Source organism: Cellulosimicrobium sp. SH8 (assembly GCF_025818875.1).
GTDB classification, from domain to species: Bacteria; Actinomycetota; Actinomycetes; order Actinomycetales; family Cellulomonadaceae; genus Cellulosimicrobium; species Cellulosimicrobium cellulans_D.
This window is the reverse complement of record NZ_JAMXMH010000005.1, coordinates 152798-166563: the sequence shown is the minus strand read 5'-3', so window position 1 is coordinate 166563 and position 13766 is coordinate 152798. Positions and strand designations below refer to the sequence as shown.

The 13766-nt window shown below is 75.3% G+C and carries 11 protein-coding genes and 1 riboswitch; of the genes, 7 read left to right on the top strand and 4 right to left on the bottom strand.

The window, feature by feature from the left end:
* Positions 1–93 precede the first annotated feature (93 nt).
* Entirely contained in the window at positions 94–2340 is a 2247-nt protein-coding gene (locus tag NF338_RS08870) for an MMPL family transporter (protein WP_318783012.1), read from the top strand.
* A gap of 68 nt (positions 2341–2408) precedes the next feature.
* Here the strand turns inward: NF338_RS08870 and aspS are convergent, their stop codons facing one another.
* Complete coding sequence (gene aspS, locus NF338_RS08865; RefSeq protein WP_264030424.1) at positions 2409–4202, bottom strand: aspartate--tRNA ligase; 1794 nt, start codon at positions 4200–4202, stop codon at positions 2409–2411.
* 213 nt (positions 4203–4415) lie between these two features.
* Here aspS and NF338_RS08860 point away from each other — a divergent pair, with 213 nt between their 5' ends.
* Both NF338_RS08860 and NF338_RS08855 read left to right on the top strand, forming a co-directional pair.
* The gene (locus NF338_RS08860; protein WP_264030423.1) at positions 4416–6347 is read left to right on the top strand and encodes a sigma-70 family RNA polymerase sigma factor; all 1932 of its coding nucleotides are present in this window, start codon (positions 4416–4418) and stop codon (positions 6345–6347) included.
* Between the two features lie 85 nt (positions 6348–6432).
* Positions 6433–6900 carry a PPOX class F420-dependent oxidoreductase gene (locus NF338_RS08855; protein ID WP_264030422.1) on the top strand — a complete coding sequence of 156 codons (468 nt, stop codon included), beginning with the start codon at positions 6433–6435 and terminating at the stop codon, positions 6898–6900.
* On the opposite strand, the gene NF338_RS08850 is transcribed toward NF338_RS08855, so the two are convergent.
* Positions 6863–7606: a hypothetical protein gene (locus NF338_RS08850; RefSeq protein WP_264030421.1), complete on the bottom strand. Its 744-nt coding sequence runs from the start codon at positions 7604–7606 to the stop codon at positions 6863–6865. The two genes, NF338_RS08855 and NF338_RS08850, sit on opposite strands and share 38 nt — an antisense overlap.
* Before the next feature lie 23 nt (positions 7607–7629).
* On the opposite strand from NF338_RS08850, the gene NF338_RS08845 reads away from it, so the two are divergent.
* Positions 7630–7953, top strand: a complete 324-nt coding sequence (locus NF338_RS08845) for a DUF1330 domain-containing protein (RefSeq protein WP_264030420.1) — start codon at positions 7630–7632, stop codon at positions 7951–7953.
* A 27-nt stretch (positions 7954–7980) separates the two neighbouring features.
* Here the strand turns inward: NF338_RS08845 and NF338_RS08840 are convergent, their stop codons facing one another.
* Together NF338_RS08840 and NF338_RS08835 are read right to left on the bottom strand one after the other, a co-directional pair.
* A complete protein-coding gene (locus tag NF338_RS08840; RefSeq protein ID WP_264030419.1) occupies positions 7981–9645 on the bottom strand; it encodes an Rv2578c family radical SAM protein in 1665 nt (554 codons plus the stop codon).
* A 63-nt stretch (positions 9646–9708) separates the two neighbouring features.
* Positions 9709–10149: a hypothetical protein gene (locus tag NF338_RS08835; protein WP_264030418.1), complete on the bottom strand. Its 441-nt coding sequence runs from the start codon at positions 10147–10149 to the stop codon at positions 9709–9711.
* An 87-nt stretch (positions 10150–10236) separates the two neighbouring features.
* Positions 10237–10356, top strand: a riboswitch (TPP riboswitch).
* A 107-nt stretch (positions 10357–10463) separates the two neighbouring features.
* Here NF338_RS08835 and NF338_RS08830 point away from each other — a divergent pair.
* The 3 genes from NF338_RS08830 to NF338_RS08820 are packed head-to-tail and all read left to right on the top strand — an operon-like array spanning position 10464 to position 13757.
* On the top strand, positions 10464–11126 hold the full coding sequence (locus tag NF338_RS08830) for an ECF transporter S component (RefSeq protein WP_264030417.1): 663 nt from the start codon (positions 10464–10466) through the stop codon (positions 11124–11126).
* On the top strand, positions 11119–12972 hold the full coding sequence (locus NF338_RS08825) for an ABC transporter ATP-binding protein (RefSeq protein ID WP_264030416.1): 1854 nt from the start codon (positions 11119–11121) through the stop codon (positions 12970–12972). The genes NF338_RS08830 and NF338_RS08825 overlap by 8 nt, the downstream gene beginning before the upstream one ends.
* The gene (locus NF338_RS08820; protein ID WP_264030415.1) at positions 12969–13757 is read left to right on the top strand and encodes an energy-coupling factor transporter transmembrane component T family protein; all 789 of its coding nucleotides are present in this window, start codon (positions 12969–12971) and stop codon (positions 13755–13757) included. Before NF338_RS08825 ends, NF338_RS08820 begins: the two co-directional genes overlap by 4 nt.
* Positions 13758–13766 lie beyond the last annotated feature (9 nt).

The following is a 13766-nucleotide window of genomic DNA, read 5'->3' as shown; positions in this document are numbered from 1 at the left end:
CCGCGCCGCCGGCCTGAGGAGGTCGGGTGAACGTCGTCCACAGCGGCGCGGGCGATCTGACACGCGGAGCGGCCGGATGGGATGCTGGCGCTCGTGTTCTCGAGCCTCGGTCGTCGTGTCGCCCGCCACCCCCGTCTCACGGTCGTCGCGTGGGTCCTCCTCACCGGGCTCGGGTTCGCGCTCGCGCTGTTCGGCGTGCACGGCGAGAGCGTGTTCGACAGGGTGACGACGGGGGCGCCCTCCATCCCCGGCTCGGACAGCGAGCGCGCGACGGAGATCCTCGCCGAGAACGACGAGGGCGGGCCGGAGATCACGCTGCTCGTGAGCGAGGTCGACCCGGCGGACGCGCAGGTCGTGGAGGCCATGACGGAGGTCAACGCGGACCTCGTGGCGATCGAGGGCGTGGACACGGTCATCAACCCGTACGTCATCCCCGGCGGGGTCGAGGACCCGGCCGCGCAGTCGCTCGTCGCGAACGACGGGGACGGGTTCCTCACCGTGGTGACGCTGCGCACCGACCTCGACGCGGAGCGCACGGACGCCGTGGCCGAGCGCGTCGTCGAGCAGCTCGAGGCGGTGCCCGGCGTCCTCGCGGAGGCCGCGCCCGACGCGGCCGGGGACGCGACGGGGCTCGTGGGCTCCAACGCGCTCATCGTCGACGCCATCACCGGCCAGGTCGAGGAGGACCTCACGACCGGCGAGAAGGTCGCCCTGCCGATCGCCCTGCTCATCATGGTGCTGGTCTTCGGCGGGTTCCTCGCGGCCGCGATGCCCATGGCGGGGGCCGTCGCGTCCATCGGGACGGGGCTGGGCGTGCTGCTCGGCCTCACGTACGTGCTCGACGTCGACGCGTCGGTGGTCAACGTCGTCACCCTGCTCGGGCTCGGACTCTCGATCGACTACGGGCTGCTCGTCGTGTCACGGTTCCGGGAGGAGCTGCACCGGCTGATCGCCGCGGGCGACGACCCGTCGCTGCGGCGACGGCGCGGGGACGGCGTCGTGCACGCCGCGCTGATCCGCACGATGGAGACGGCGGGCCGCACCGTCGCGTTCTCGGCGCTCACGGTCGCGATCTCGATCGCGGGGCTCATGGTGTTCCGCCCGGACATCCTGCGGTCGGTCGGCGCGGGCGGCCTCGGCGTCGTCCTCGTCGCGGTGGCGACGGCGCTCACGCTCGTCCCCGCGCTCCTCGCGTTCTCCGGTCGCCGCCTCGCGAAGCCGGGGATCCTCGGCCGGATCCCCGGCCTGCGCCGCGTGCTCGCCCGGACCGCGGACGTGCAGTCCGACGAGGGCGTGTTCTCCCGCCTCGCCGCGCGCGTGCAGCGCCACCCGGTGTGGGTGCTGCTGACGACGGTCGTCGTGCTCGTCGTCCTCGCGCTGCCCGTGCTCGGCCTGCACATGCGCAACTCGGGCATCGAGCTGCTCCCGCAGGGGTCCCCGCAGCGGGAGTTCGTCGACGAGCTCGCCGCGCAGTACCCGTCGAGCGAGAGCGCCCAGGTCGTGGCGGTGGTCGACGCGAGCGTCGAGGACGCCCAGGCGTGGGCCGACGAGGTCGCGGGGCTCGACGGCGTCGCGAGCGTCGACCCGGCCGCCCCGCTCGGCGACTACGCCGTCGTGGGCGTGCACGTCGACGCGGACGACGCCGGCGGGCCGGAGGCGGTGTCGGTCGTGCGCGAGGTCCGCGCCACCGACCCGGGGTTCGAGGTGTGGGTCACGGGGCAGGCGGCCGGCCAGGTCGACTTCCTCGACGCCCTCGGCGAGCGCGTGTGGTGGGCCGTCGGGATCGTCGTCGGCGCGACGCTCGTGCTCCTGTTCCTCATGACGGGCTCGGTCGTCGTGCCGGTCAAGGCCCTGCTCACGAACGCGCTCTCGCTCGCGGCCTCGCTCGGCGTGCTCGTGTGGGTGTTCCAGGACGGGCACCTGGAGGGCCTGCTCGACTTCTCCTCCGTCGGCGGCATCGAGACGTACGTCGTCGCGCTCGTCGTCGCGTTCGCGTTCGGCCTCGCCATGGACTACGAGGTGTTCCTGCTCGCGCGCGTCAAGGAGCTCTACGACGCGGGCCACCCCAACGACGAGGCCGTGCGCCTGGGGCTCCAGCGCTCCGGCCGGATCATCACGTCCGCGGCGGCGATCATCATCGTCGTCTTCGCGGGCTTCGTCTTCGGCGACCTCCTCGTCATCAAGGAGGTCGGGTTCGCGCTCGCCGTCGCCGTGCTCATCGACGCGACGATCGTCCGCCTCCTCCTCGTGCCCGCGACGATGACGCTGCTCGGCCGGTTCAACTGGTGGGCGCCGCGACCGCTGCGCTGGGTGCACCGCAAGCTCGCGATCACGCACTGAGCAGGCACGAAGGGCGCTCCACCCGCGCGGGTGGAGCGCCCTTCGTTGTTGGCGCGGGCAGGTGTGGGCTACGCCTCGACCTCGCCCGCCTCGTCCTTGGGGCTGGCGGGCTTCGCGTCGACGCCCGCCTCCTTGCGCTGCTCGGGCGTGATCGGTGCGGGCGCCTGCGTCAGCGGGTCGAACCCGCCGCCGGACTTCGGGAACGCGATGACGTCGCGGATCGAGTCCGACCTCGTCAGCAGCGCGACGATGCGGTCCCAGCCGAACGCGATCCCGCCGTGCGGGGGCGCGCCGAACTTGAACGCGTCGAGGAGGAAGCCGAACTTCTCCTGCGCTTCCTCGGGCCCGATGCCCATGACCTCGAACACGCGCTCCTGCACGTCGCGGCGGTGGATACGGATCGAGCCGCCGCCGATCTCGTTCCCGTTGCAGACGATGTCGTACGCGTACGCGAGCGCCTCGCCCGGGTTCTGCTCGAACGTGTCGACCCAGTCGGGCGTGGGCGACGTGAACGCGTGGTGCACGGCGGTCCAGGCGGAGTTGCCGAGATCGACGTCGTCGTCCTCGCCTGTCGGCTTGAAGAGCGGCGCGTCGACGACCCAGACGAACGCCCACGCGTCCTCGTCGATCTGACCCGTGCGCTTCGCGATCTCCTGGCGCGCAGCGCCGAGCAGCGCGCGCGAGTCCGACGTCTTGCCCGCGGCGAAGAACACCGCGTCGCCCGGCTGCGCGCCGGTCGCGTCGCGCAGGCCCTCCCGCTCGGCGTCGGACAGGTTCTTGGCGACCGGGCCGGCGAGCGTCCCGTCCTCCTGGAACGTGACGTACGCGAGCCCGCGGGCGCCGCGCTGCTTGGCCCACTCCTGCCACGCGTCGAACTGGCGGCGCGGCTGCGACGCCCCGCCTGCCATGACGACGGCGCCCACGTACTCGGCCTGGAACACGCGGAACGGCGTGTCCTTGAAGTAGTCCGTGAGCTCGACGAGCGGGTTGCCGAAGCGCAGGTCCGGCTTGTCCGACCCGTACAGGCGCATCGCGTCGTGGAACGTCATCCGCGGGATCGGGGTCGGGATCGTGTACCCGATCAGCTCCCACAGCGCGACGAGGATCTTCTCGGCGAGCGCGATGACGTCGTCCTGCTCGACGAAGCTCATCTCGACGTCGAGCTGCGTGAACTCGGGCTGGCGGTCGGCGCGGAAGTCCTCGTCGCGGTAGCAGCGCGCGATCTGGTAGTAGCGCTCCATGCCCGCGACCATGAGGAGCTGCTTGAAGAGCTGCGGCGACTGCGGCAGCGCGTACCAGGACCCGGGCGCGAGGCGCGCCGGCACGAGGAAGTCGCGCGCCCCCTCGGGCGTCGAGCGCGTGAGGGTCGGCGTCTCGATCTCGACGAACTCCTCCGCGTCGAGCACGCGGCGCGCCGCCTGGTTGACCTTGGCGCGCAGGCGCAGCGCGTGCGCGGGCGCGGGGCGGCGCAGGTCGAGGTAGCGGTGCTTGAGGCGCGCCTCCTCGCCGATCGTCTCGGTGTCCGCGAGCGCCGTGGAGACCTGGAACGGCAGCGCCTCGGACGTGTTGAGCACGACGACGTCGCTCGCGACGACCTCGATCTCGCCCGTGGGCAGGGCCGCGTTCTCGTTGCCGTCGGGACGGCGCGAGACCTCGCCGGTGACCTGGAGGACGAACTCGTTGCGCAGCGGGTGCGCGACGGCCTCGTCGCGGATGACGACCTGGGCGATGCCGGAGGCGTCGCGCAGGTCGATGAAGGCGACGCCGCCGTGATCGCGCCGACGGTCGACCCAGCCCGTGAGGGTGACGGTCTGACCGGTGTGCTCGGCCCGCAGTGAGCCGGCCGTTCGGGTGCGCAGCACGGAGGGTTCCTTCCAGGTGGGCGGTGGGGGTCCGCGCTCCCGAGGGGTGCGCGTCCGCACGAGTCTAGTGGGCCGCGTGCGGGCCGTCTGCCGGGTCGTGCGCCGAATAGTGTTGTCGCCGCCGTGCCCGCGCGTCTCCTGCTGCGGGAGGGTCCGTCCGCTGCGGCCGTCCCCGGGGGACTCACGTCCGTGCGAACGAAGGAGACGAATCCGATGCGACCGACCCAGGACGTGCCCGTCGAGGTGGTCCTCGCCGCGCGCTCCGGCGACCCGGAGGCGCTCGACCGCCTCGTCGCGCAGTCGCTGCCGCTGGTCTACAACGTCGTCGGGCGCGCTCTCGACGGGCACCCGGACACCGACGACGTGGTCCAGGAGTCGGTCCTGCGGGTGGTGCGCGGGCTCGGCTCGCTCGAGCGCCCGCAGTCGTTCCGCTCGTGGCTGCTCGCGATCACGGTGCGACAGGTGCGGGACTGGATGCGTCGACGTCGGGTCGACCGCGAGCGCCATGCGGACCTGTCGGCGGCTGAGCTCGCGGTGGACCCGGCGACGGACTTCGTCGCGACGACGATCGACCGGCTGTTCCTCGACGGGGAGCGACGGGTCCTCGCGCGGGCGACGCGCTGGCTGGACCCGCGCGACCGGGACGTGCTCGCGCTGTGGTGGCTCGAGTCGACCGGCGAGCTGACGCGGGCCGAGCTCGCCGAGTCCCTCGGCGTCGAGCGCCGGCACGCTGCGGTGCGCGTCCAACGGATGCGTGAGCGTCTCGCGACGGGGCGCGCGATCGTCGTGGCGCTCGACCGCACCCCGCCGTGCGCGGGACTCGCGGACGTCGCGCGGCGCTGGGACGGGCTCCCGAGCCCGCTGTGGCGCAAGCGGATGGCGCGGCACGTGCTGGACTGTCCGCGCTGCGGCGGCCTCGAGGCGCGGTCGCCCGAGCGGCTGCTCGCCGGTCTCCCGCTCCTCGTGCCGCCGGCAGCCCTCGCGGGCGAGGCCTCCCGTCTCGCCGCCGAGGGGCTCGCGGGTGCACCGACGATCGAGGGGCTCGCGGGAGGCTCGGCGACCGAGATGCTCCCCGTCACGCACCCGCAGACCCGGACCGGTCGACTCTCCTGGGTGCGCTCGCCCTTGCGGACCGCGCTCGGCACGGGCGCCGCTGTGGCGGCTGTCGGGGTCGTCGCGGTGCTCGCCCTCGGGGGCGGCCCCGCGCCGCCGGTCGCGGCGCCGGTCCCGACGGCGGTCACGGCGACCACGACGCCGCCGCGCGAGGCAGCGCCCGACCCGTCTCCCGAGCCCGCCGAGACGCCGGTCGAGCCTCCGACCGTCGAGCCGGCACCGGCCTCGTCCGAGGCGCCGTCGTCGGCCCCGGGCGAGGTCTCGGGCGCCGCGGCGGACCCCGGCCCGGCCGCGCCGCCGTCGGGCAAGAAGGGGGCGGCCGTGTGGGCGTTCGACGACGCCGCCGCGGCGCTGACCGCCTCGGGGGCGGCCTGGTACTACACCTGGGGCACCGACCCCGGGCCGGGAGCCGCGTCGGGGGTGGAGTTCGTCCCGATGATCTGGGGCCGCGACCACGTGACGGACGAGAACCTCGCGCGCGCCGCGGCCCAGGGACGCTACCTGCTCGGGTTCAACGAACCGGACCTCGCCGGGCAGGCCGAGATGAGCGTCGAGGAGGCGCTCGCGCTGTGGCCGCGGCTCGAGGCCACGGGACAGGTGCTCGGCAGCCCCGCGGTCGCGTGGGGAGGCGACGCGCCCGACGGGTGGCTCGACCGCTTCCTGCGCGGCGCCGACGAGCGCGGGTACCGCGTCGACTTCGTGACGCTGCACTGGTACGGCGGCGACTTCGACGCCTCGCGGGCGACCGACCAGCTCCGGCGGTACCTCGAGGCGGTCCACGCGCGGTACGGCAAGCCGATCTGGCTCACCGAGGTGGCGCTCATCGACTTCTCCCAGGGCGTGCGGCACGCGAGCGAGGACGAGCAGGCGGAGTTCCTCGCGCAGGCGGCACGGATGCTCGCCGGGCTCGACTACGTCCACCGGTACGCGTGGTTCGGGCTGCCCGCCGAGGACGGTCCGCTGCGCTCCGGGCTCTACGGTCCGGGCGGTGTCGCGACCCCGGTCGGCAGGGCGTTCGAGGCCGCGCCCTGACGTCGGCGCTCGTCGAACCGGTCGCGGTTCCGCGCGGAGATAGGGTCGTGCGGTATCCCTACCGCACCGTACGAGGAGGCCTCCCGTGGCCCGCACCATCGCCACCAACCGCAGGGTCGAGCGCCAGGAGCTCGAGGAGTTCCTGCGGTCCCGGCACGACGGCGTCCTCGTCACGACGCGCGCCGACGGGCGGCCGCAGCTCAGCCCGGTGACGTACGGGGTCGACGACGCGGGCCGGGTCGTCGTGTCGACGTACCCGGAGCGCGCGAAGGCGGTCAACGCACGCCGCGACCCGCGCGCGTCGCTGCTCTCGCTGGGCGAGCGCTTCTCCGACCCGTGGGTCCAGGTCGACGGCGACGCCGAGGTGATCGACCTTCCGGAGTCCGTCGAGCCGCTCGTCGACTACTACCGCTCCATCAGCGGTGAGCACCCGGACTGGGACGAGTACCGCGCGGCGATGGTCACGCAGGGCAAGTCGCTCGTGCGCCTGACGATCACGCGCTGGGGCCCGGTCGCTACCGGCGGCTTCCCGGCGCGTCTCGCCGAGGGCTGACAAGCTCGTCGAGCAGCCATCGCGTCCCGACGTCGACCGCGAACCACGTGGACGGGCGCTCGGGGTCCAGCGTCGACCACGCCACGGCGGCGTGCACGACGCACTCCTCCCCGGCGTCCAGCCCGGGCAGCCGCCACCGCACCCCACGCGCGCCTTCGAGCACCCGAGACGAGGGCAGGCGGGGGTCCTCGCACCCCAGCTCGGGCACCGGTGCCTCCCGCGCCCACCGTCGTGGGAACAGGTCGCCGGAGTACGCCCGCCGCCACAGGGCGTCGTCGTCCTCTCCGCCGATCGTCAGCTCCGTCATGCCGTCGTCCATCGACACCGCGCAGAGGTCCTGGCCCTCGTCGGGAGCCGCCTCGCACCGGGACGGGACCCGGTCCACCCCGACACCGACGCCGAAGGCAGGAAGGTTCCGGTGCGCCCTCACCGTCCAGACGACTCCCCAAGCCGCGATCAGGGGTGGGTAGCCCTCCGGGACCGACCCGTCGAAGGTGCCGTGGACGACGTCGACCTCAGCGTCCTCACCGACGACACGGACGCGGCGAGCACCCGAGGGCAGCGGCCCCGGCTCCGCGCGCACCTCGCCGCGAGGCAGCCCGACGCCGCGGGACCGGACGGTCCCGAAGGGGGTCGCCGCCGTCGGCATCCAGGACGGCGACCGGCCGCCGGGCTCGTCGCGCGGACTGTCGCTCGGGTGCCTCATCGCACGAGCGTAAGGTGCGTCGCGTGACTGTGACCGACCCGGTGACCCTGTGCGTCCTGCTGTGGCCGACCGAGGGCAACGCCGACCTGCTGAGCCGGTACGAGGACGACGTCCTTGCACTGGTCCCCGTGCACGGTGGACGCGTCCTGTCGCGCGTGCGGGCGCTGCCCGGTCAGGACGCGGCGCTGCCGACCGAGGTCCAGGTCATCGAGATGCCGGACGACGACGCGCTCGCCGCATACCTGGCCGACCCCGCGCGCAGGGCGCTGGCGGACGTCCGCGACCGGGCGGTGGCCCGGACGGACATCGTCCGGGTCGGCGCGGTGGGCACCGAACAGTCGGTCTGACGCCGCGACGGCCGCTTCGCGCAGGCGTCAGAACAGGACCTGCTCGACTCCCCCACCGACGACGTCGAGCCCACCTCCGTCGACCGGCATGCCCGCGAGCGCCCCGTCGTGCCCACGGCGGGCCCCCGGCTCGTGGGCGACCCGTGCGAGGCTTCCCGTCGGGTAGACGCCGTCGGTCGGCGGGTCGAGGTCGTGCACCGCGGTGCCGAGGCCCCCGAGCTCGCCCCGGCGGTACCGCCCCTCGACGCCGGCGGGACCGCGGTGTCCGGACACCGCGAAGCCGCGCGCCTCGAGCATCGGGCGCACGCGGTCCCACAGCCACGACCGGTACGCCTTCGAGGCGTACGCGCCACGGGCGTAGACCCGCTCGTAGCCGGGGACGAGCTGCGGGTGCTCGCGCGCGAGCCAGCCCAGGTACCACTCGCGCGTTCCGGGCTTGAGGTGCAGGGGCAGCACGGTGACCCCCGTAGCCCCGGCGTCCTGCACCGCGTCGAGCAGGTCGGTCAGCGCGCGCGTGGAGTCGGTGAGCCACGGCAGCACGGGCGCGACCATGACACCGCACGGCAGGCCCGCCTCGCGGACCGCGCGGATCAGGTCGAGGCGGGCACGCGGCGACGGTGTCCCGGGTTCGACGCTCGCCTGGAGCGCCGGGTCGAGCAGCGCGAGCGAGACGCCGATCCCGACCTCGACGCGCGACGCGGCGTCGACGAGCAGCGGCAGGTCGCGGCGCAGGAGCGTGCCCTTGGTGAGGACCGACAGGGGTGTGCCGGAGCCCGCGAGCGCGTCGATGATGCCCGGCATGAGGCGGTAGCGCCCCTCGGCCCGCTGGTAGGGGTCCGTGTTCGTGCCGAGCGCGACGGGCTCGCGGCTCCACGACGCGCGGGCGAGCTCGGCGCGCAGCACCTCGTCGACGTTCACCTTGACCACGACCTCGCGGTCGAAGTCCTCGCCCGCGTCGAGGTCGAGGTACTGGTGGGTGGGCCGGGCGAAGCAGTTGTGGCTCACGACCCCGGCGGCGACGAAGTCCCGCGTCCCGGTCGTGATGTCGACGAGCTCGGTCTCCTCCCCCGGCCCGTCGAGCGCCTCGAGCGAGTCGACGCGCAGCGCCTCGTCGCCCGTGACGTCGCGGCCCTCGAGCGCGACCCGCCCGTCCGCGAGCGCGGCCGCCCCCGGGCCGACGAGGGCGTCGCCCAGCGCCAGGTGGGCGCGGCGACCGGCCCCGCCGACGACGTGTCGCCAGCCCCGTTCGGTGAGGAACCGGTGGTCGCCGCTCGCGACGAGGCGCGTGCCGTCCGCGAGGGTCACTCGGTACGCGCGCTTGCGCGTGGTCCAACGGTCGAGCACGCGCGTGCGCACGTAGCGCCGGTAGGCGCCGTGCGGTGCGGTCCCCACGATCTCGTCGCCGACGCGCAGCTCCCCGATCGGCCGCTGCGTGCCGTCGGCGAGCAGCACCGGCGTCGACGGCGCGAGGCAGTAGGAGCAGGCGTGGCTGCAGCCGCGGTACGGGTTGACCGTCCAGCGGAACGGCATGCGCGACATCGCCGGGACCTTCGACAGCGCGCTCTTGGCCGTCACCTCGTGGAACGTGATGCCCGCGAAGTCGGGCGTGCGCACGCTGCGCACGAGGCCCGCCCGCTCCAGCCCCGGGAGAGCGCCGTCGTCCGCGCCAAGCGCCTGTCCGTCCCACCTCACCCGCACATTCGAACAGGTGTTCGATTCGACGTCAAGCCCCGGGGACGGCCGCCCGCACGACGCCTACCCCGCGTCCCCTGCGACCCACGGCTTGAGCAGGGACAGGTTCGCGAGCGGCACGTGGTGCCCGATCCGGGGGTGGTCCAGCGCCACCCCGACGACGCCGGCCGCACCGAAGGAGGCGAGGTAGTCGATCGCGGCCGGCACCGGGACCCCGAGGAGCGGCACGGCGTCGCCCTCTGCGGCGAGCCCGAGGGCCAGCGCGGCCTCCTTCGCGCGGCCGGCGCTGCTGTAGAGGCAGATCATCGGCCCCTGGGCGGCGGCCACCGCGTACGGGCGGGGCCGGTCCTCGGGGCCGCGCGCGATGAAGAACCAGGTGTCGAGCCGGGCCGCCTGCCGCCAGAGGGCGATCTGCGCCGTCGTGTCTCCGGCGGGCGCCGACCGGACGGCCTCGTCGAGGCGGTCGAGCTCCGTGACCGCCGCAGGGTCGTTGTCCGTGGTCATCCCGCCACGCTCTCACGCCCCGGCGACGCATCCCGCTGGCTGAGACGCCGGGATTGTCCGGGCCGCGCCGAGGGCCTAGGGTCGGGCCGAACGCCCCCGGGGAGCGCACGAGCGCTGAGAGTGCAGGCCGGACACCCGTCCCTCCTGCAGACCCGTGGAACCTGATCTGGTTCGTACCAGCGAAGGGAGCAGGGCCGACGTCACCGTCCCCTGCGCGCTCGTGCCCGTGCGCCCGCGCCCGGCCGTGCGCGCAGGCCGGCGGTGGCGCGCCGTCGTGCACCCCTCGCCCCGGGGGCCCGACGGAGGGAACCCGCATGGCCGAGCCCCGCACCACCCCGCAGCAGGCGACTCCGAGCGCCGCCGCCGTACCCACCGACCAGCCGCCGAACGGGCGCCTCGCGCGGCGTCGCGGGCTGACGCTGCACGAGACGGTGCTGATCGCCGTCCTGGGCGTGGTCTTCGGGTTCGTGTACTGGGCGTTCGTCCAGCTCTGGGCCCCGCTCCAGCTCGCGATGGGCCCCCTCGCGGACCTCGCCGCGAACGTCCTCGCGGGCGCGTGGATCGTCGTCGGTCCCCTGGCCACGTACATCGTGCGCAAGCCGGGGGTCGGCATCCTCGCCGAGACCCTCGCCGCGCTCGTCGAGGTCGTCTTCCTCACCTCCCCCGCGGGGCCGCTGCTGCTCGTCGTGGGCCTGGTCCAGGGCGTCGGTGCCGAGCTGCCGTTCGCGCTCACGAGGTACCGCCGGTTCGGCTGGTGGGTGTTCGTCGCGTCCGGCGTGAGCGCCGCGCTCGTCACGTTCGCCTTCAACGCCGTGCGCTTCGGCTGGCTCGGGCAGGACTACGCGATGCTCCGGCTCGGGGTCCAGGTCGTGTCGTGCGTCGTGCTGTGCGGCCTCGCGGCCCGCCTCCTCGGCGACGCGCTCGCCCGCACAGGCGCCCTCGACGCGTTCGCGATCGGCGCGGCCCGCCGTGGCTGAGCACGCTGTCACGGGCACGCCCGACGCCGTCGCCCCCGACGCGGTCGCAGCCGACGGCCTGACCGTGCGCCTCGGGCACCACGGCGCCCGCGTGCTCGACGGCGTCGACGTCACCGTCCCCGCCGGGACGAGCCTGCTGGTCCTCGGCCCGTCGGGGTGCGGCAAGTCGACCTTCCTGCGCGCGCTCGTCGGCGTCGTCCCGCACACGCTCCCGGGTACCGTCGCGGGCCGGCTGCGGGTGACCGGGCTCGACCCGCGCGAGGTGCCGCCGCCCGCACTCGCCGCGCGCGTGGGCCTCGTCCAGCAGCGGCCCGGTGACCAGCTCTGCCTGGCGCGCGTGGACGAGGAGCTGCGGTTCGCGCTCGAGAACCGCGGCGCCGACCCCCGCACCATGGACGCCCGCGCGACCGCGGCGCTCACCGCCGTCGGGGCCGCGCACCTGCACGACCGCCCGACCCACGCGCTGTCGGGCGGTGAGGCGCAGCGCGTCGCCGTCGCCGCGGCGCTCGTCGCCGACCCGGAGCTCGTCGTCCTCGACGAGCCCACCGCGCTGCTGGACCCCGCCTCCGCCCACGACGTCGGGGCGCTCGTCACCGGCCTCGCGCGCCGCCCCGGGCCCGACGACGGTCACGACGCGGCGCCGCGGCACCGCTCGGTCGTGCTCGTCGAGCACCGCCTGGACGACCTGGGCGCGCTGCCGGACACGGTCCTGGTGCTCGGCCGCGAGGGTCGGGTCGTCGCGCACGGCCCCACCGACCGCGTCCTGCGCGAGCACGCGCGCGACCTCGCCGACCGGGGGTGCTGGCTGCCGCTCGCGGTCCGTCTCGAACAAGCCGGCGCCCCGGGACCGATCGGCTCCCCCGAGACCGACGACTGGCTGGTCCACCTCGCGCGGTCGTCGCCGGCGCGCCCGGGGACCTCGGACCGGCCCCCGGCCGCGACCCCGGGCGGTGCAGCGCGCCCGGTCGCGCTCCGGGCTCGTGACCTCGCCGTCCACCGCGGCGGACTCCGCGCGGGGCGGTCCCGGCACGTCGGCCCGGCCGTCGTGCGCGGCGTGGACCTCGACGTCCGCGCGGGCGAGCTGCTCGCCGTCGTCGGGCCCAACGGGGGCGGCAAGTCGACGCTCCTGCGCGGCCTGGCCGGGCTCGAGCGCACCACGGGCGACGTCGCGACCGCGACCGGCGAGCCGGCCACGATGGTGTTCCAGGACCCCGAGCACCAGCTCGTGGCCCGCACGGTGCGCGAGGAGGTCGCCTGGTCGGCCCGGCTCGCGCGGCTCGCCGACGTCGACGCGCGCGTCGACCGGGCGCTCGCCGCGTACGGGCTCGAGCATCTCGCCGACGCGAACCCGTACCGGCTCTCGGGCGGCGAGCAGCGGCGCCTGTCCCTGGCGACCGCGACCGTCCTCGACCCGCCGGTCCTCCTCGCCGACGAGCCCACCTTCGGGCTGGACCGGGCCCAGACCGCAGCGGCCGCCCGCGTGCTGCGGGAGCGCGCCGACGCGGGCGGTGCGGTGGTCGTCGTCTCGCACGACCTGTCGCTCGTCGCGGCCGTCGCCGACCGGGTCGCCGTGGTCGTGGACGGCGCGCTCGCCACGGTCGCCGAGCCGTCGACCGTGCTCGCCGACGACGCGCTGTGCGCGCTCGCGGGCCTGCGCCGGCCCCCGCTGCTCGACTGGTGGGCACGCGTGGGCCGCGGTCGCGGCGTCGACCCGGGCGTGCTCGTCCGCGCGCTCGACACCGCGTGCGACGCCGGGTACGAGGTCGCGGCCCGCAACGCCCCGGGCACCGGGCCCGTGAGCGCACCGACGCCCGCCGCGACCGTCCCCGCGGAGGTGATCCCGTGACCGCACCCCGCCCGACGGTCCTCGAACGGTGGAACCCCACGGTGAAGCTCGCGACGGTGCTCGTCCTGTCGACGGCCGCGCTGCTCGTCACCGACCCGGCGACCCCGGCGATCGGCTGGGTGCTCACCGTCGCCGCGCTGCTGGTGCTCGGCCGGGTGCCCGGCCGCACGCTCGCGCTCGGCCACGTCCCCTTCGTGGTGTTCGCGACGAGCCTGCTCGTCGTCAACGTCGTCACCCGGCCCGGCGGCGACGCCCTCCCGCTGGGTCCGCTCACCGTCGGCGCGGACGGGCTGACGATCGGCGCGGCGCTCGCGGTGCGCACGCTGTTCGTGGGCGCGCTGTCCCTCGCGCTCGTCCTCACGACCGACCCCGTCCGCCTCATGACGAGCCTGCACCAGCACGCGCGCCTGCCGGCGACCTGGACGTTCGCCGTGCTCGCCGCGCACCGCCTCCTCGTCGAGCTCCCGGACGCGTGGCACACGATCCGCTGCGCCCAGGCGGTCCGCGACCCCCGGCGTCGGCCCGGCCGGCTCCCCCGGTCGCCACGGTCGCTCGGCGCGGCCGCCTTCGCGCTCCTCGTCGGTGCGGTGCGCCGGTCCGAGCGGCTGACGGTCGCGCTCGAGTCGCGCGGGCTGGGCTGCGGCCCCCGGACGTCCTCGCGGCCCGTCCCGCTCGGCGTGCCCGACGTCGTCGCGGCGGGCGCCGTCCTGGCCGTCGCCGGCGCGGTGGTCGCGGCGGGCGTCCTCGGGGGGTGGGTGACCGGGATCGGCGCGCTCACCGCGTGAGGCGACACC